The sequence below is a fragment of the Pseudomonas sp. HMSC063H08 genome (genome assembly GCF_001813645.1).
Lineage (GTDB): Bacteria > Pseudomonadota > Gammaproteobacteria > Pseudomonadales > Pseudomonadaceae > Pseudomonas > Pseudomonas aeruginosa.
The window spans coordinates 234,696-251,518 of sequence record NZ_KV813540.1 but is presented as its reverse complement, the minus strand read 5'-3'; the positions used below and the strand labels follow the sequence as shown (position 1 = coordinate 251,518).

13 protein-coding genes and 2 pseudogenes are annotated in these 16,823 nt (G+C 62.7%); 8 read left to right on the top strand and 7 right to left on the bottom strand.

Annotated elements, in window-relative coordinates; translation table 11 throughout:
* Positions 1–719 precede the first annotated feature (719 nt).
* A complete protein-coding gene (locus tag HMPREF2924_RS34840; protein ID WP_023657597.1) occupies positions 720–1,193 on the top strand; it encodes a GNAT family N-acetyltransferase in 474 nt (157 codons plus the stop codon).
* A gap of 364 nt (positions 1,194–1,557) precedes the next feature.
* Here the strand turns inward: HMPREF2924_RS34840 and HMPREF2924_RS23625 are convergent, their stop codons facing one another.
* Positions 1,558–2,118 (bottom strand): hypothetical protein, encoded by a 561-nt coding sequence (locus tag HMPREF2924_RS23625; protein ID WP_025991802.1) that lies wholly within the window; start codon positions 2,116–2,118, stop codon positions 1,558–1,560.
* Positions 2,119–2,369: 251 nt separating this feature from the next.
* Positions 2,370–2,780, bottom strand: a pseudogene (locus tag HMPREF2924_RS23620) (TolC family protein); the annotation flags it as partial.
* A 262-nt stretch (positions 2,781–3,042) separates the two neighbouring features.
* On the opposite strand from HMPREF2924_RS23620, the gene HMPREF2924_RS23615 reads away from it, so the two are divergent.
* The 5 genes and pseudogenes from HMPREF2924_RS23615 to HMPREF2924_RS37075 form a co-directional block, all read left to right on the top strand.
* Positions 3,043–3,660, top strand: a complete 618-nt coding sequence (locus HMPREF2924_RS23615; RefSeq protein ID WP_003133334.1) for a TetR/AcrR family transcriptional regulator — start codon at positions 3,043–3,045, stop codon at positions 3,658–3,660.
* Between the two features lie 71 nt (positions 3,661–3,731).
* Complete coding sequence (locus tag HMPREF2924_RS23610) at positions 3,732–4,847, top strand: efflux RND transporter periplasmic adaptor subunit (RefSeq protein ID WP_003133336.1); 1,116 nt, start codon at positions 3,732–3,734, stop codon at positions 4,845–4,847.
* On the top strand, positions 4,844–7,933 hold the full coding sequence (locus HMPREF2924_RS23605) for an efflux RND transporter permease subunit (RefSeq protein WP_003133339.1): 3,090 nt from the start codon (positions 4,844–4,846) through the stop codon (positions 7,931–7,933). Before HMPREF2924_RS23610 ends, HMPREF2924_RS23605 begins: the two co-directional genes overlap by 4 nt.
* Positions 7,934–7,963: 30 nt before the next feature.
* Positions 7,964–8,770 carry an oxidoreductase gene (locus tag HMPREF2924_RS23600; protein ID WP_003124979.1) on the top strand — a complete coding sequence of 269 codons (807 nt, stop codon included), beginning with the start codon at positions 7,964–7,966 and terminating at the stop codon, positions 8,768–8,770.
* Between the two features lie 28 nt (positions 8,771–8,798).
* Positions 8,799–8,912: pseudogene (locus HMPREF2924_RS37075) on the top strand (hypothetical protein); the annotation flags it as partial.
* A gap of 342 nt (positions 8,913–9,254) precedes the next feature.
* On the opposite strand, the gene HMPREF2924_RS23595 reads toward HMPREF2924_RS37075, so the two are convergent.
* Both HMPREF2924_RS23595 and HMPREF2924_RS23590 read right to left on the bottom strand, forming a co-directional pair.
* Positions 9,255–9,728: a methyltransferase family protein gene (locus tag HMPREF2924_RS23595; protein WP_003086935.1), complete on the bottom strand. Its 474-nt coding sequence runs from the start codon at positions 9,726–9,728 to the stop codon at positions 9,255–9,257.
* Positions 9,729–9,749: 21 nt separating this feature from the next.
* Entirely contained in the window at positions 9,750–10,643 is an 894-nt protein-coding gene (locus tag HMPREF2924_RS23590; RefSeq protein WP_003086934.1) for an NAD(P)/FAD-dependent oxidoreductase, read from the bottom strand.
* A gap of 111 nt (positions 10,644–10,754) precedes the next feature.
* On the opposite strand from HMPREF2924_RS23590, the gene HMPREF2924_RS23585 reads away from it, so the two are divergent.
* Complete coding sequence (locus HMPREF2924_RS23585) at positions 10,755–11,399, top strand: TetR/AcrR family transcriptional regulator (RefSeq protein ID WP_019485174.1); 645 nt, start codon at positions 10,755–10,757, stop codon at positions 11,397–11,399.
* A gap of 299 nt (positions 11,400–11,698) precedes the next feature.
* A complete protein-coding gene (locus HMPREF2924_RS23580) occupies positions 11,699–12,535 on the top strand; it encodes a PhzF family phenazine biosynthesis protein (RefSeq protein WP_003109588.1) in 837 nt (278 codons plus the stop codon).
* A gap of 159 nt (positions 12,536–12,694) precedes the next feature.
* Here HMPREF2924_RS23580 and HMPREF2924_RS23575 read toward each other — a convergent pair whose 3' ends face one another.
* From HMPREF2924_RS23575 to HMPREF2924_RS23565, 3 genes are all read right to left on the bottom strand, one after another.
* A complete protein-coding gene (locus HMPREF2924_RS23575) occupies positions 12,695–15,136 on the bottom strand; it encodes a TonB-dependent receptor (RefSeq protein ID WP_003133342.1) in 2,442 nt (813 codons plus the stop codon).
* A gap of 77 nt (positions 15,137–15,213) precedes the next feature.
* A complete protein-coding gene (locus tag HMPREF2924_RS23570; protein ID WP_003101998.1) occupies positions 15,214–16,056 on the bottom strand; it encodes a FecR family protein in 843 nt (280 codons plus the stop codon).
* Positions 16,053–16,577 carry an RNA polymerase sigma factor gene (locus tag HMPREF2924_RS23565; protein ID WP_003086922.1) on the bottom strand — a complete coding sequence of 175 codons (525 nt, stop codon included), beginning with the start codon at positions 16,575–16,577 and terminating at the stop codon, positions 16,053–16,055. Before HMPREF2924_RS23565 ends, HMPREF2924_RS23570 begins: the two co-directional genes overlap by 4 nt.
* Positions 16,578–16,823: the final 246 nt, after the last annotated feature.

The following is a 16,823-nucleotide window of genomic DNA, read 5'->3' as shown; positions in this document are numbered from 1 at the left end:
GTGGGCGACCCCTCTGCCAGTCGTTCCTGAGCACGCTGGCGGAGGGGAAGCCACTCATGTCGCATTGCCCCAGAGCGTGTGGGTTTTCCTATGCTGTAACTGCGTCGTGATGGTCTAGGCGCGATCTGGATTCGTGGGGCAATTGCTTGTGGAGTGGGCGTTCAATGACCGCTTTCGGCCAAGAGCGGACTTACCCTTTCGTTTAGATTGATCTGCCCAGCAGGGAGTCAGTAAGGAAATGGAATGATCGAAGGCCGCTGAACTGATCTTGCTTACTCAATCATGATGGACATCGCCCTTGGACTTTATGTCAGTGCAAGCGGTGTAGTGCAGCGTGCTCTCGTGGGGAGCGTGACGAGCCAGCATTAGCTGTCCTCCACGAGAAGCGGCTAGGGCTCGGAAGCTGCCGTTCGACCAAAGAAGACGAACTACCTAACAGAGTTTGCACCATGAGTTGCCCTCGGCAATGATCGGCAGGCTCTCGGGTCGAATAGCCGACCCAGATGTTTACCAGACTTAAGAGAGACGATACGGTAAACTCTCATGGGCGGGTGTAAGTCTGGTCTTTCCGTTAGTGCTGGCGGAACCCTTTCGGGCTCTATCGTGAGATGATGTCATGCCTTTGGTAGCTGATTATTATCGCGCTAGCGCTGTGAAATTCTCACTTTTTGAATACTTATGTTCTGCCTAGAAAAAACATTAAAAAATGGAAGCGTCCAATGATCTCGTTAAGACCTATGCGAGAAAGCGAATTCTCAGGTTATCTCGATTATTTTGTCCCTGCCTATGCATCTGAGATTTCATCCAGTCATAGGCTTTCGTACAGTGAATCTCTTGTGCAAGCCAAATTGGAAATAGCAGATGATTTACCTGACGGTATCAATACGGCTGGACAATCTTTGCTGTGCCTGTACGATCCGGCAGATGGCCCTGAAGAGGTCATAGGATATCTGTGGTACGAAGAGGATCTGTCCCTGCACTTGGCATTTATAAATGATTTCCACATTCTTCCCGTCCACCAGGGAAAAGGTCTCGCCAAGCAGGCCTTGGAGTCTTTGGAGCGGGAGCTTAAACTTCGAGGATTTCAACAGATAAAATTACGAGTAGCTGGCGACAACGAACGAGCCAAACATGTTTATGAAGGTAGTGGCTTTTGTGTGACCGGTATCAATATGAGCAAGCCGCTCGTTTAGTAATGAGGTTGCTACCGTTCGCGTACTGGCGTTTGATTACAATGAGTTCGAGGTAACGATGCGAAATTGCCCATCAGAGTAAGCGCTATTGCCGGCACTTTGGCAGATATCTGAGCGTGCGGTGGAGCATACCACGCTTCGCTGCACTGCTCTGCGATAGCTCTATGAGTCGCGGTAGGGTTTTGTGTAGACATGGATTTTTAGTTTTGGGTTGAACGTGTCCTTGGCTTGGCTTCACAAAACTCCTTGTGGCCTTTTCTGTCAGCGGCTGACGGCAGCCAGGGGGCGAAAGCAGCCGGTAATGAGCGATAGCTACCGGCCACAAGCGGGCAGTAGCCTCTGAGTGTTGAAAAGCGCTAACTTTCTACGCTCCCAACGAAACAGCGATATCTATCATTGCCAAGGGTAGATACACCAGTGTCAGTGGCGCGTAAAAGCGGCGAGAGCGAGAGAAGAACGCTGCCAGCGATACTGTGAACATGACCAAATCCAACGCACCCCATAGCTGGAATGGTGAGGCGTTGAAGAACAGGATATTGGTCGTACTTCCTAATCCTAGATAAATGCAGATCGCCAATAGGGCAAAGCGTCCATCTTGTTCAAAGTAGACCTGAAGGCCATCGGCCTCGTCTTCGCTGCGACTTGGCAATATCAACGCCGCCGCACTAAACAGCGATAGTGACAGGCAGACCAAAAGCAGGAACTCGATGAACGAAAAGGCATTCTTTAAGGTGGGGAGGTCGTTTAGGGCCCACCAGAACTGCAGTTGGAACAGGAAAAGCACGAGTGCCCAAGCAAGTGCGACCCAGTCTGGCTGTGCCGTGCGGCGAATCCTGAAAACGGTCATGGCGCCCAACAGAACCCTGGTGATGGACAAGCCCAGAATCATCGAAAGCACGGTCGCCAGAATATGGAAGTTTTCCACGACTGCCCCCTTGCTTGGACTTCGCTCTCGCCTGCCGCGTGCTTCACACCGCAGCCTGCCAAATCCCGACTGATGACATTAGTAATAGACTACGCAACGCCACAGGTAAGATTCAGCCCAAATCGAGCGGCTGCTTCTGGCCGGAAGCTGACACTAGTGGCGGGCAGCTACGGCCAATAACGGACTGTCGGCATCGCCATCACTAGTTACTGAAGATCAGCACAAAGCAACTACCTGATACAGCATTGCAATCACTTGGCCGCAAGCGCCTCGGGCACCTTCCAGCCACCGCCCAACGCTTTGAATGCCGCAACGCCAGTGCGGGCCGACTCGGTTTGCGCCTGGGCTCGGGCATCGGCGGCGCGCAGCAGGTTGTCGTCGGCCTGCAGCACTTCGATCAAGCTGACGACGCCCTGCTGGTAGGCCTCGAACGATGCCTGCCGCGCGCGGCTGAGCGAATCCACGCCCTGCTCAAGCACGTTGGCCTGCTGCTCACGCTTGACCAGTGCCGAGAAGGCGTTTTCCACGTCCTCGGTGGCGCGCAGCACGGCGAGGCGGTAAGCCGCCAGTTGCTCGGCTTCCTGCCCTTTGGCCAGGTCGATCTGGGCATCGATGCGGCCGAAGTCAAACAGGCGCCAACGCAGCCCCAGCACACCAATCGATCAAATCGCCCATGGAACTCACAGGCCGCTGCTCGACAGCCTCCTGCCCCAGGAAGCGCTCGGACAGGGAAATCTCGGGACGCTGGTAATCGGGGCCAACCGCGCAGCCTCCCACCAGGCCGGTACTGATCAGTACAACGAGGAGTCGCTTCGACAGCATGGATGTTCTTCCAGGGCAAGGGAGGAGATTGCAGAAATTGTGACCATAATACTTTTTGGTCACTAATTGTCTATCACCCTGCCGCTCTGTAGGCTATCCCCCATGAACAAGACCCCCTCCCCCAAAGTTGCAGCACGTGGTCCGGTGGATCACGAGGTGCGTGATCAGATCGTGGCAGCGGCGACCGAGCACTTCCGCCTGTATGGCTACGAGAAGACCACGGTTTCCGACCTGGCCAAGGCCATCGGTTTTTCCAAGGCCTATATCTACAAGTTCTTCGAGTCCAAGCAGGCCATCGGCGAGATGATCTGCTCGAGCTGCCTACAGCAGATACAGACCGAGGTGAATGCTGCCATCCATGAGGTGGACAGCCCGCCGGAGAAGCTGAGGCGCATGCTCAAGGTGCTGATGGAAGCCTGCCTGCGGCTGTTCTTCCAGGATCGAAAACTCTACGAAATCGCCGCCTCCGCCGCCTCCGGGCGCTGGCCGGCAACCCTGCTCTACGAAGGCTTCATCGAGCAGACCCTTCGCGAGATCCTGCAGCAGGGCCGGCAGAGCGGCGACTTCGAGCGCAAGACGCCTCTGGATGAAACCACCCGCGCGATCCACCTGATCATGCGCCCCTATTTCAACCCGCTGCTGCTCCAGTACGGGCTCGAAACCACCGATGAAGCGCCGGCCCTGCTGTCCAGCCTGGTGTTGCGCAGTCTGTCACCCTGATTAGTGACTATTGACTAAATTGGTCACAAGAATCAAAGTGAGGCTCCCTACGACTTCGCAACGGGTTCCTCATGCGCCGGCGCAACCTCCTTCTGTCCCCCCTGGTCGGTGTAATTCCGTTCGTGCTGCTCGCCTGTAGCGACCAGACGCCCCCCGATCCCCGCACTGACGCGCCACTGGTTCGCATCACCACCATCCAGTCGGCAACCGCTACATCGCGCGCCTTCACCGGCATCGTCGCGGCCAGGGTGCAGAGCGACCTGGGTTTCCGCGTGTCCGGCAAGGTGTTGCAGCGCCTGGTCGATACCGGCCAGACCGTCAGGCGTGGCCAGGTGCTTTTGCGCCTCGATCCTATCGACCTGCAACTCGCCGCCCATGCCCAGCGCGAGGCGGTGACCGCAGCGCGGGCACGGGCTCAGCAGGCCAGCGATGACGAAGCTCGTTACCGCGCCCTGCGCGGCACTGGCGCGGTATCGGCATCTGCCTACGACCAATACAAGGCAGCGGCGGATGCGGCTCGCGCGCAACTCAGTGCAGCCGAGGCCCAAGCCAAGGTTGCCGGTAACGCCACCCGCTACGCCGAGCTGCTCGCCGATGCCGACGGTATCGTCATGGAGACACTGGCCGAGCCAGGCCAGGTGGTCAGCGCCGGCCAGGCCGTGGTACGGCTTGCACATGCCGGCCCACGCGAAGCCCTGGTGCAACTGCCGGAAACCCTGCGTCCAGCAGTCGGTTCCAGCGCTGAGGCCAAGCTCTTCGGCAGGCAAGACGTCAGCGTCGCCACCCGACTGCGCCAGCTGTCGGATGTCGCCGACCGCCAGACCCGCACTTTCGAGGCGCGTTACGTGCTCGAAGGCGAGCTGTCCGACGCGCCGCTGGGCACCACCATCACCGTGCAAATCAGCGATCCGCAAACTGCTTCACCAAGCACAGTGCAGGTGCCCATCGCCGCGCTGTACGACGCAGGCAACGGGCCTGGCATCTGGATGATTCGCGGAGAGCCCGCAGAGGTGGCGTGGACGCCCGTAAACGTTCAGTCGCTGGATGATGAGAGCGCTCGCATCAGCGGCGCGATCAAGCCGGGCGACCAGATCGTCGCCCTGGGCGCGCACCTGCTGCGCGACGGCCAGGCCGTTCGCCTGGCCGAGCCGGCCACCGTGGCGGCAGCCGAGGAAGGCCAGCCATGAGCGAAGGTCGTTTCAACCTCTCCGCACTCGCCGTGCGCGAGCGCTCCGTCACCCTGTTCCTGGTCTGCCTGATCTCCCTGGCGGGTCTCGTCGCCTTCTTCAAGCTGGGGCGTGCCGAAGACCCGGCCTTCACCATCAAGGTCATGACCATCGTCACCGCCTGGCCGGGCGCCACCGCCCAGGAAATGCAGGATCAGGTCGCCGAGAAGATCGAGAAGCGCCTGCAGGAACTGCGCTGGTACGACCGCAGCGAAACCTATACACGCCCGGGGCTGGCCTTCACCACCCTGTCGCTGCTCGACACCACCCCACCCTCGGAGGTGCTCGAGGAGTTCTACCAGGCGCGCAAGAAGATCAGCGACGAGGCCAAGACGCTGCCTACCGGGGTGATCGGCCCGCTGGTCAACGATGAGTATTCGGACGTCACCTTCGCCCTGTTCGCGCTCAAAGCCAGGGGCGAGCCGCAACGCCACCTGGTGCGCGACGCCGAGACCCTGCGTCAGCGCCTGCTGCATGTACCGGGCGTGAAGAAGGTCAACATCATCGGCGAACAGGCCGAGCGCATCTTCGTCGAGTTCTCCCACGAGCGCCTGGCCACCCTGGGCATCGGTCCCCAGGACGTGTTCGCCGCGCTCAACGGGCAGAACGCCCTGACCCCGGCCGGCTCCGTGGAAACCCGTGGCCCCGACGTGTTCCTGCGTCTGGACGGTGCCTTCGATGAGCTAGAGAAGATTCGTGACACTCCGATCATCGCCCAAGGCCGCACCTTGAAGCTTTCCGATGTTGCCACGGTCAAGCGCGGCTACGAAGACCCGGCCACCTTTCTGATTCGCAACGGCGGCGAACCGGCCCTGTTGCTCGGCATCATCATGCGTGAAGGCTGGAACGGGCTCGACCTGGGCAAGGCCTTGAACGATGAAGTGCAGCAGATCAACGCTGAGCTGCCGCTGGGCATGAGCCTGAGCAAGGTCACCGACCAGGCCGTCAACATCAGCGCGTCCGTCGACGAGTTCATGATCAAGTTCTTCGTCGCGCTGCTGGTGGTGATGCTGGTGTGCTTCGTCAGCATGGGCTGGCGCGTCGGCGTGGTAGTCGCGGTGGCAGTGCCGCTGACCCTGGCGATGGTCTTCGTGGTGATGGCCGCCACTGGCAAGAACTTCGACCGCATAACCCTGGGCTCGCTGATCCTCGCCCTTGGCCTGCTGGTAGACGACGCCATCATCGCCATCGAGATGATGGTGGTGAAGATGGAGGAAGGCTACGACCGTGTGCGGGCCTCCGCCTATGCCTGGAGCCACACAGCGGCGCCGATGCTCTCCGGCACCCTGGTTACCGCCGTCGGCTTCATGCCCAACGGCTTCGCCCGCTCCACGGCCGGCGAATACACCAGCAACATGTTCTGGATCGTCGGCATCGCGCTGATCGCTTCCTGGCTGGTCGCGGTGATCTTCACGCCGTACTTCGGCGTCAAGCTGCTGCCCGAGATCAAGAAGGTCGAGGGCGGTCACGACGCCATCTACGACACTCCGCGCTACAACCACTTTCGTCGGATTCTGGGTAAGGTGATCGCCCACAAGTGGCTGGTCGCAGGTTCAGTGATAGGGCTGTTCGTGACGGCCGTGCTCGGCATGGCGCTGGTCAAGAAACAGTTCTTCCCCATCTCCGACCGCCCCGAAGTCATGGTCGAGGTACAGATGCCTTATGGCACCTCGATCCTCCAGACCAGCGCAGCTGCGGAAAAAGTCGAAGCCTGGCTGGCCCAGCAGGCAGAGGCGAAGATCGTCACGGCGTACCTCGGCCAGGGCGCACCGCGCTTCTTCATGGCCATGAGCCCGGAACTGCCGGATCCGTCGTTCGCCAAGATCGTCGTACGCACCGACAACCCGGATGAGCGCGAGGCACTCAAGCACAGGCTGCGCAAGGCGATTGCCGAGGGTCTGGCCAGCGAGGCGCAGGTGCGCGTCAGTCAATTGGTGTTCGGCCCCTACTCGCCCTACCCGGTGGCCTACCGGATTAGCGGCCCGGATCCGCAACGCCTGCGCGAGATCGCCAGCGAGGTGCGCCAAGTGATGGATGCCAGCCCGCTGATGCGGACGGTCAATACCGACTGGGGCACCCGCGCTCCCACGCTGCACTTCAATCTGCAGCAAGATCGCCTGCAAGCGGTGGGGCTAACCTCCAGTGCCGTTGCGCAGCAGCTGCAGTTTTTGCTCAGCGGCGTGCCCGTCACCGCCGTACGCGAAGACATCCGCACGGTGCAGGTCATGGCCCGTGCCGCTGGCGATATTCGCCTCGACCCGGCACGGGTGATGGATTTCACCCTGGCCGGCGCCAATGGTCAGCGCATCCCGCTGTCGCAGATTGGCGAAGTGGAGGTACGCATGGAAGAGCCGATCATGCGCTGGCGCGACCGGGTGCCGACTATCACAGTGCGTGGCGATATCGCCGAAGGCTTGCAACCGCCAGACGTGTCGACCGCCATCAGCCAGCAGTTGCAACCCATCATCGACAGGCTGCCGAGCGGCTATCGCATCGAGCAAGCGGGCTCCATCGAGGAATCGGGCAAAGCCAGCAAGGCCATGCTGCCGCTGTTCCCGATCATGCTGGCCGTCACGTTGATCATCATCATCCTGCAGGTGCGCTCGATCGCCGCGATGATCATGGTCTTTCTCACCAGCCCGCTGGGGCTGATCGGCGTAGTGCCGACGCTGATCCTGTTCCAGCAGCCGTTCGGCATCAACGCGCTGGTCGGGCTGATCGCGCTGTCCGGCATCCTCATGCGTAACACGCTGATCCTGATCGGGCAGATTCGCCAGAACGAAGCGGCGGGTCTCGATCCGTTCCGCGCCGTGGTCGAAGCCACCGTGCAACGCGCTCGGCCGGTGATCCTCACCGCGCTGGCGGCGATCCTGGCGTTCATCCCACTTACGCATTCCGTGTTCTGGGGCACCCTCGCCTACACCCTGATCGGCGGCACCTTCGCCGGCACCGTGCTGACCCTGGTGTTCCTGCCGGCCATGTACGCCATCTGGTTCGGCATCCGCCCCATCCCCCACGAGCCACTCGCGCAGGCACAACCTGCATGAACAGCCCTTCCCTGATCGAGAGTAACTGCCATGCCCAACTCCCCAGTGGTCGTCATAACCGGCGTGTCATCAGGCATCGGTCGCACGGCGGCCGAACAGTTCGCCGGACGCGGTTGCCGCGTGTTCGGCAGCGTGCGCAACCCGGCCACTGCGCAGGCCATCCCCGGTGTCGAGCTGATTCACCTGGATATTCGTGACGAAGCCTCGATTCGCCAGAGCATCGAACATGTGATTGCAGAAGCTGGGCGCATCGACGTACTGGTCAACAATGCTGGCACCACACTGCTCGGTGCGACAGAGGAAACCGCCATCGACGAGGCCCAGGCGCTGTTCGACACCAACGTCTTCGGCGTCCTGCGCGTTACCCAGGCGGTACTGCCGCAGATGCGCAAGCAAAGCGCAGGGCGCATCGTCAACGTCAGTTCGGTGCTCGGCTTCCTGCCAGCACCCTACATGGGCCTGTACTCGGCTTCCAAACATGCAGTGGAGGGTTTGTCCGAGACCCTGGATCACGAGGTGCGGCGCTTCGGCATTCGCGTCGCGTTGGTCGAGCCTTCGTTCACCAAGACCAGCCTGGACCTCAACGCGCCACAGGCCGCCCTGCGTATCGCTACCTACGACAGCGAGCGGGCAACCGTCTCCCAGGCCATCCAGATGAACGTGCAGAAGGCACCTTTGCCCGATGCGGTCGCCGCGACCATCGTCGAGGCCGCCCTGGGCGCGTGGAAAATGCGCCACACCCCCAAAGGCGAGGCCACCCTGCTCAGACGCCTGCGCCGCTTTATGCCGGCAGGCCCAGTCGACTCGGGCCTGCGCAAGACCTTCGGCCTCGGCTGATTCACCTCTTCACGTACGAGACCACACCATGCACAGAGAACACAGCACACGTATCGTCGTTACCGGCCTGGGCATCGTCAGCCCTCTATGCTGTGGCAGCGAGACGATATGGACGCGCCTGCAGGCCGGCCACTCGGGCCTAGACTGCAGCAGCCCCTCGGCAGTTAGCAAAGCGCGGCTAGCTGCAGCCGTCGAAATCTTCGCCCAAGTCTATGCATAGGCCATTTGGACGTGTCTAAGACATCGAAACTCTGAGTGCCCAAAGCGAAGACGAACTTCATTTTGTCGCTCTACTTGCGATGTCAGCTTAGATTCTGACATTGGTTGGAGCGTCCGATTACGGCCGTAGCTGCCCGCCACTAGTGTCAGCTTCCGGCCAGAAGCGACCCTTGGTTATCTACGAACTCAGGGCCCATTCAGTAGCCGTGGCAAGAAAGTCGGTGTTGGTTATCAGAAAATCCCGCAGGCGGCAGTTGCGGAATAGTCAGAGCCAGCGGCGAACCTCGGCCTTGTAGCGGCGGTAGTCGTCGCCGAACTTTGCTTCGAGATAGCGCTCCTCGCGGGCGATCACCTGCGTCTGGATCGCGACCAACACCAACGGAAGCAACGCGAAGGCGATCGGTCCGTCGAAGCCGACCGCAAGGCCTGCATAGATAAGCGCCATGCCGAGATACATGGGATTGCGCGTCCACCGATAGGGACCGGTCGTTGCGATGAGGGTCGTTGGTCGCGACGGCGGAATGTTGGTGCCCAGACGCCGGAACAGCCCCGCCGCCGCAAGCATCATTACCGCGCCGGCAGCGAACGGCAGCGCGCCCATTGCGATCAGCAACCACCAATCGATGCCGAAAGAGTGCAGGGCGACGAACCGCTCCGCCGCCAGCCCCAACAGCAGCGCTCCCAGATAGATGAAGGGCGGAGGGAAGCGCACCCCCGCGCTGTCCGGCTCGACGGCCATGTTCATCTCCTCTCTATGGGCTCAAGCCAGCATCGACTGCTGGGCGAAAATACCCGCCATCGCGCCCTGCGATGATGCCTGGGTGACCGAGGGCAATATGGGGGTGGTGAGATCGCCGGCGGCATAGATGCCAGGCGTGCTGGTTTGGCGGCGCTCGTCGACCTTGAGCACGACGCCGGTGGGCGTATCCATCGTGGCAAGGCCCAACGATTCATGCAGGTTTGCGGACGGCTTGTTGCGCGGATGAGCAAACAGGATGTCGACCGCGACAGTGGAGCCAGTGTCGAGATTGACGGTAGCGATATGCCCCTGGTGATGGGCGATCTCGACGATCCGTCCGTCGACGACAGGTATGTTGCGGTGCGCCAGATCGGCCTGGATATCAGGTGTAATGTCGTGACCATCGGCAAAGACAGTCAACCTGTCGGTCCAATCGAGGAACAGCCTGACCTGGTTGTGCGATTGCGGGCCGGACCACACGAGGCCCCAATGCTGGCCGGCGGCTTCAAAGCCGTCGCAATAGGGGCAGGGGACGATGGACGTGCCCCAACTCTCGGCAAAGCCTGGAACATCAGGCATCTGATCGGCAACGCCATAGCTCAGGATCACGCGGCGGGCCTTTAGGCTTTCGTGATCGTCAGTGACAACGCAGAAATCGTCTATTACGCCAGAAATCTTCTCTGCCCGGGCATTGACTAGCCTGACCGTTGGATAGCGCGTCAACTGCTGCCGCGCCGCGGCCAGGATGTCCAGCGGCGGCGTGTGATCGTGACCGAGCAGACCATGCGAATGGCCGGCAAAGCGGTTACGCGGCCGACCGGTATCGAGAACGATGACCTTGCGACGGGCACGGCCGAGCTGCAAAGCGGCGGCGAGACCTGCAAAACTTCCGCCGATGATGATGACGTCATTCATGGTGATGGGCTCCGCTGGAGGGCAGGTTGTAGCCAAGCCCTTGGATTGCTCATTTAAGACACTGAGTGGTATCCTAAATCTTAAATTAAGATACTGTAAAGTACCAATATCATGACCGAAACCATACAGGCACGGCGCGGTCGGCCCACCAACGAGGCGCTTGCCCAAACGATACTCGACGCCGCGAGCGAACTTTTTGTGGAATTGGGTTTTCAAGCGACGACGCTGGACAAGGTCGCCCAGCGGGCGAAGATATCCAAGCTCAGCATCTATAGGCGTTTCGAGAACAAGGAGGCGCTGTTCAGCGCAGCCATCGCGGCCGGCTGCCAGCAGTCGTTTGCACCACAGGCCCTGCTTGAAGGTGTCGAAGGTTCGGTCGAAGACCAACTTATGGCGGTGGGAACATCACTGCTGCGCACGCTATTGAGACCAGACGTCAGCAGTATCGAAGCCATGGTCATGGCCGATAAAACGAGTCAAAACGCCCTGAGCAAGCGCCACTACGAAGCCGGCGCCGCTCATGTCATCGCCGACATCGATGCCTTGTTGCGCCAACTTCACGCGAAGGCGCTTCTCAACGTGCCCGATCCCCTCCAAGCCGCCCGCTTGTTTGCCGCGCTCTTCAAAGGCTCCGATCTATTGATGATCGCCCGATTCGATCAGGCGAGAGCAGAGGACGAAATAGAATCCTATTGCCGGTCGGCCGTCGCCATGTTCATCGCCGCGCACGGTCGCAGCGACCACGCGGGTGGATAAGCATTTAATTGCTCCGGGGCAGCTCGGCCCAGGCTTGTGTTTGCGCTTTAGGGGCCGCAGCGGAATCACAGGCTGCGTCCGATAACTGTCGCAGTACTGGCGCAAGTGCTCAACATCGTAGCCTGAATCGACCATAGATTCGTCGACTCCTTCAAGCTGCTGTCTCTGGCCAGGAGCGGCTGCTATTGGCCGATTGCAGCCCCTGACGAGAGCCCCCAAGCCCCCTCGAAAGTTCCCCCTCCGGTTTCGGACGGCAGCTCTCTAGCCTATCCTCCCCCGCCACAACAACAGGAGGTTCCATGCCGGTTTCGTTACCCTTCGAGCAAGTCGATGTCTTCTCCGAACAGCCCTTCAAAGGCAACGCCGTTGCCGTGGTGATTGGCGCCGACCGCCTGAGCAGCCAGCAGATGCTCGAGTTCGCCGCCTGGACCCAGTTGAGCGAGACGACCTTCCTGCTGCGGCCGACCGTTGCCGAAGCCGACTATCGCGTGAGGATCTTCACCCCGTTGCGGGAGTTGCCCTTTGCCGGGCATCCGACGCTGGGGAGCTGCCAGGTCTGGCTGAACCAGGGGGGCGGCAATGCTGCTGACGAGATCGTCCAGGAGTGCCTGGCGGGCCTGATCCGCATCCGCCGCAAGGGCGCCTTGCTGTCGTTCGCGGCGCCTCCCCTGCTTCGTGGCGGAGCGGTCGAAGACGAGGTGTTGCGACGGATCGAGAGCGGGCTTGGCCTGTCCCCGGGGCAGGTACTCGGCAGCCAATGGGTGGACAACGGACCCGGCTGGGTCGCCGTTCGGCTGGCCACGCGTGACGAGGTCCTGGCCATTCGCCCGGACTACGCGAAGCTCGACGGGCTCAACGTGGGCGTGGTCGCGCCCTGGCAAGGTCCCCAGGCGGAGGCGGATGTGGAAGTGCGCGCCTTCATGGGCGAGGAACTCAATGAAGACCCCGTTACCGGCAGCCTCAACGCGAGCCTGGCGCAATGGCTGATCGGCACGGGAGTCATGCCCGGGCGCTACACGGCGAGCCAGGGCACGGCCTTGGGTCGCCGGGGGCGGATAAGCGTCGAGCAGATCGGCGGCGATATCTGGATCGGCGGTGAGGTGCAGCCGGGCATGTCGGGGCAGGTCGTGTTCTGAGCGGGACGGCGTACCCTGTCCTTCCCCATTACCTGGCCGACCTGGATCGGCGTCCGGCATTGGACGGAAATGCCTGCCCATGACAACGGGGCCGCCGTCCCTCTGGAAGCACCCTCCCTGCCCACCGGGCCGCCCAGGCCCGGTGGCTCCTCCCTCCCCTCACCAGTTGTGCGTATAGCTCGCCGTCAGCACCGTGCCCGGCGCCGGCAGGTGGCTGGTGTTGTTGTTGTTGCGCAGCAACTGGCTGTAGAGCGGGTAGTAGTCGCGGTTGAACAGGTTCTGGATGCCCAGGCTCAACTGGTCGTCGGGGGTGATGCGGTACTGGCTGACCAGGTCGACCGTGGTGTAGGTGCTGACCTGGCGCCGGCCGAAGCTTTCCACGCCGTCGAGACGGTAGTCCTTGGAGTCGAAGAAGGTGGCCTGCAGGCGGTTGTTCCAGTCGGCATCCGGCTTGTATTGCAGGTAGGCGGTCAGCTTCAGCGGCGGCACGCGGTAGCCGGTCATGTCCTGCCAGTCCTTGCCGTCCGGCTTCTCGCGTCCGCGCATCCAGGTGGCGCTGCCGCCCGCGCCCCAGACTTCGTCGTCGCTGAGCCAGTCGGCGCTGGCCTCGACGCCGTAGATGCGCTCCTTGGTGCGGGTGAGGATCAGGCCGTTGTTGAAGCTCTGCACGTCGCCCAGCTTGGAGGTGGTGTAGAACAGCGCCAGGCTGCCCAGGGTGTTGCCGCCGATGGCGCCACGCCAGCCGAGTTCGTAGTTGTTGGTCTTCACCGGTTCGAGGTTCGAGGAGCCGATATCGAAGCCACGGCGGGCGTTGCGCAGCTGGATGCCGACGTCGGGCAACTGGAAGCCCTGGCTGAAGGAGGCATAGATTTCCTGGCCAGCCACCGGCGAATAGACGATGCCGAGGTTCGACAGCACCGCGTCGTAGTCGAGGTCGCCGCCCTTGACGGTCACCGGCGAGGCGGCCTTGGACTCGGAGAGCGGGACGAAGTCGTCGAATTCGGCGGTGGAGTATTCGTAGCGCAGGCCGCCGTCGATCGACCAGTGTTCGTCGAAGCGATGCTGCAACTGGGCGAACGCGCCGGCGCTGCGGGTGCGTAGCGGCGGCATGTAGGTGAGCTTGCCGATCTTGTCGAAGACCAGCCCGCCGCTGGCGTCGTAGGCCGCCGGGTCGAACACGTCGAGCGGCATGTCGCTGCGTTCCTGGTTGTAGTCGCCGCCCCAGACCAGTTCGGTATTGCCGCTTTCGCCCAGCGGCGTGCGCAGGGTCAGGCGGCTGCCGAACACTTCGCTGTTCTGCATGATCTGGTCGACATTGCCGCCGCGGGTGGAGACGGCGCGGGCGTCGAACGGAGTGAAGCGGGTGAAATAGTCGCGGTAGTAGAGCTGCGCGGAGAGCCGGCTGCCGAGGATGTCGAGGTTCTCGTACTCAAGGTTCGCCAGGGTGTTGCGGATGCGGTTCTGCTCGTCCAGCTCCAGGCCCTTGACCGCGTTGGCCGGGACCGAGCCCGGCGGCAGCCTGGCGACCCTCGGGTCGGTGGCGTAGTCGGTGTCCTGGCGGGCGTCGTAGTGGCTGAGGGCGAGCTGCACGCGCTGGTTCTCGTCGATGCGCAGGCCGAGCTTGCCGCCGATGTTGTAGACGTTCGAGTCGAACAGGTCGCCCTGGCTGGGTTCCGGGGCGATGCGGTCGCCATGGGCGTCGTAGGAAGCGCCGACGTGGCGGGTGCCGAAGTCGAACGAATAGTCGAGCGCCCCCAGGGAGCCGGCGAAGTATTGCTGGAACTGGCCGCCGAGGCCATCGCTGCCCAGCCGGGTCAGCGGCGAGGTGGCGCTGAGGCGGGTTTCCGCGCGGTTCTCGCCGCCGGCCGGACGGGTGGTGATGGAGATGATCCCGCCGGTGGCGCCGCTGCCGTAGATGGCGCTGCTGCCACGGATGACCTCGATCCGCTCGATCAGCGCCGGGTCGATGTTGGCCAGGTTGCGCGAGGAGTCGCGGTTGGTGTTCAGCGGCACGCCGTCGACCATCACCAGCATGCTGCGCCCGCGCAGGGTCTGGCCGTATTCGGTGATGGTGCGGCTGGAATCGGACATCCCCGGCACCGCCTTGGCCAGCACGGTGGCCAGGCTGTCGGAGCCCTGGCGCAGCTCCTCCAGTTGGGCATGCTCGATGACGGTGGACTGGCGCGTGGCGGAGACCAGGTCGCTGCTGGTGCGCGAGGCGGTGATTTCCATCTGCTCCATGTCCAGCGGTTCGCTGCGGGCTTGCGTAGCGGGCACGGCGGCTTCGCTGGCCGGAACGACAATGAAGGTATGTTCGTCCCTGGCCTGCGCCTTCAGGCCGCTATCCCTGAGCAACTGGCGCAATGCCTCTTCGGGGGTGAAACGCCCCTTCAGCGCGGGCGCCTGGCGGCCGGCGCCGAGATCGCCGGCGAAAAGGATCTGTACCGAGGATTGTTGCGCGAGGGCGTTGATCGCCTGGCCGAGCGGCGCGGCGGGCAGATCCACGTCGAGCTTTTCCTGGCCCTGGGCCGACACCGCCAGGAGCAGGCTGCTGGCGAGCAATGAAGGACGCAGGTGGCGACTGCGGAGGGAAAAATGCACGTCTCGATTTCCTATGCAGGTTGGCTTTTCCTGGATAGCCGCCACGGCGCGCGGGAAACCCTACCTGCGTCCGAGAATTATTTTCGCGTCGATTTGCGTTGGATCTCGACGCTGCCGTCCTCCTGCCGCGACACGGCCACGGGAAGGATGCTCGGCAGCAGGTCGAGCAGCCGGTCGGCGTTGTGCGCGGCGAAGACGCCGGTCAGCCGGAGGGAGGCCAGGCTGGGGTCGTCCAGGAGAATGGGCGCCTTGCGATAATGGCGCAGCAGCGCGACGGCTTCGCCCAGGGGCGTGCGCTCGAAGACCAGGCGGTCGTCTTTCCAGGCCATCGCCGTGGCGGCATCGACCTTGGCCAGCGGCATCAGTTGCCCGCCAATGGCATCGACCTGCTGGCCCGGCAGGAGCACGACTGGCGCTTGCGCCGTAGCCGAGGTGCCGACCTCCACCCGGCCACGCTCCAGGGTCACGCGGACGTCGTCGTCCAGGCGGCGCACGTTGAACCGGGTGCCGAGCACGCGGATGTCGGTCGAACCCGCGGACACCACGAAGGGCCGATAGCGCGCCGGGGATACCTCGAAAAGCACCTGCCCCGCGCGCAACGCGACCCGGCGGCTGAGCGGGTGCCAACTGACCTCGATCTGGCTGCCGCTGTCGAGCAGGAGCTGGCTGCCGTCGGCCAGGGTCACGTCGCGCCGCTCACCGATGGCGGTGGCGAAGCGCTCGCGCTTGTAGGCCGGGTCCAGCCAGGCCAGGGCGCCGATGGCCAGCGCCAGCAATAGCGCGACGCCGGCCGCCTTGCTTGCCTTGCGCGATTTCGGCCGGGAGGGCGGCAGCGGGAACAGGTCCTTCAGCGCGTCGCGATGGCGCTCCAGGGCGTCGTCCAGCGGAACCTGCCCATTCCGTTTCGAGGGCTGGGTCATGGCCGTGCCTCGCCGCGGCCGAGCCGTTCCCGGCAGGCCGCCAGTCCGAGGCGCAGGTGCTTTTCCACGGTCTTGACGGAGATGCCGAGGCGGTCGGCGACTTGCGCCTGGGGAACTTCGTGGATCTTGTGCATGACGAAAACGGCCTGGCAGCGAGGAGGAAGCGTGGCGATGGCGTCGACCAGTGCCTGGAACTCGCGCTCGGCCTCATGGCGACCCATGGGCGTCGCCGCCATGCAGGCGACTTCCGGAAGCTCGGCGACGGCTTCCACCCAGGCGGTTCGACGACGGTCGCTACGATAGCGGCTCACGGCGGCGTCGTGGGAGATTTTCCGCAGCAGGGCCAGGGGCGTGTGCACGTCCTCCTTCTCGTCGCGTTCGAGCAACTGCACGCACACGTCGTGCACCACTTCGCGCGCCATGCCCCGGTCGCCGAAGCGCCGGCGAACATGGTCGACCAGTTCCTCGTAGTGACGAACCAGTGTGGACAACAGCGTCGGCTTGGCGGGATCGAACGGCACGATGCACCCAGGAAAGGAGCCTGGCTCCGAAGAATGGGGGTCGAGTGTAAATGAGAAACAGTCGCAGATGAAAGACCGGTCATCGTCAGGGATTGCCTGGGTTGGCGTGTGTAGCGGGCAGGTGGCTTTCGCCCGACCGCGCAACTGCCGAGCCAGGGCGGAGAGGGATCCCCTTTTCGCCCCGCTACTCAACCCCCCGGCCTTGCCGGGGGGCACCGCCTCCGTCGGTTATCGGTGTCTGCGTGC

Excerpts from the sequence above, each read along its gene's own strand:
- HMPREF2924_RS23610 (WP_003133336.1), top strand. The coding sequence starts at position 3,732 with ATGCGCCGGCGCAACCTCCTTCTGTCCCCCCTGGTCGGTGTAATTCCG.
- HMPREF2924_RS23570 (WP_003101998.1), bottom strand. The coding sequence starts at position 16,056 with ATGACCCAGCCCTCGAAACGGAATGGGCAGGTTCCGCTGGACGACGCC.
- HMPREF2924_RS23585 (WP_019485174.1), top strand. The coding sequence starts at position 10,755 with ATGACCGAAACCATACAGGCACGGCGCGGTCGGCCCACCAACGAGGCG.
- HMPREF2924_RS23615 (WP_003133334.1), top strand. The coding sequence starts at position 3,043 with ATGAACAAGACCCCCTCCCCCAAAGTTGCAGCACGTGGTCCGGTGGAT.
- HMPREF2924_RS23600 (WP_003124979.1), top strand. The coding sequence starts at position 7,964 with ATGCCCAACTCCCCAGTGGTCGTCATAACCGGCGTGTCATCAGGCATC.
- HMPREF2924_RS23580 (WP_003109588.1), top strand. The coding sequence starts at position 11,699 with ATGCCGGTTTCGTTACCCTTCGAGCAAGTCGATGTCTTCTCCGAACAG.
- HMPREF2924_RS23605 (WP_003133339.1), top strand. The coding sequence starts at position 4,844 with ATGAGCGAAGGTCGTTTCAACCTCTCCGCACTCGCCGTGCGCGAGCGC.
- HMPREF2924_RS34840 (WP_023657597.1), top strand. The coding sequence starts at position 720 with ATGATCTCGTTAAGACCTATGCGAGAAAGCGAATTCTCAGGTTATCTC.
- HMPREF2924_RS23590 (WP_003086934.1), bottom strand. The coding sequence starts at position 10,643 with ATGAATGACGTCATCATCATCGGCGGAAGTTTTGCAGGTCTCGCCGCC.
- HMPREF2924_RS23595 (WP_003086935.1), bottom strand. The coding sequence starts at position 9,728 with ATGGCCGTCGAGCCGGACAGCGCGGGGGTGCGCTTCCCTCCGCCCTTC.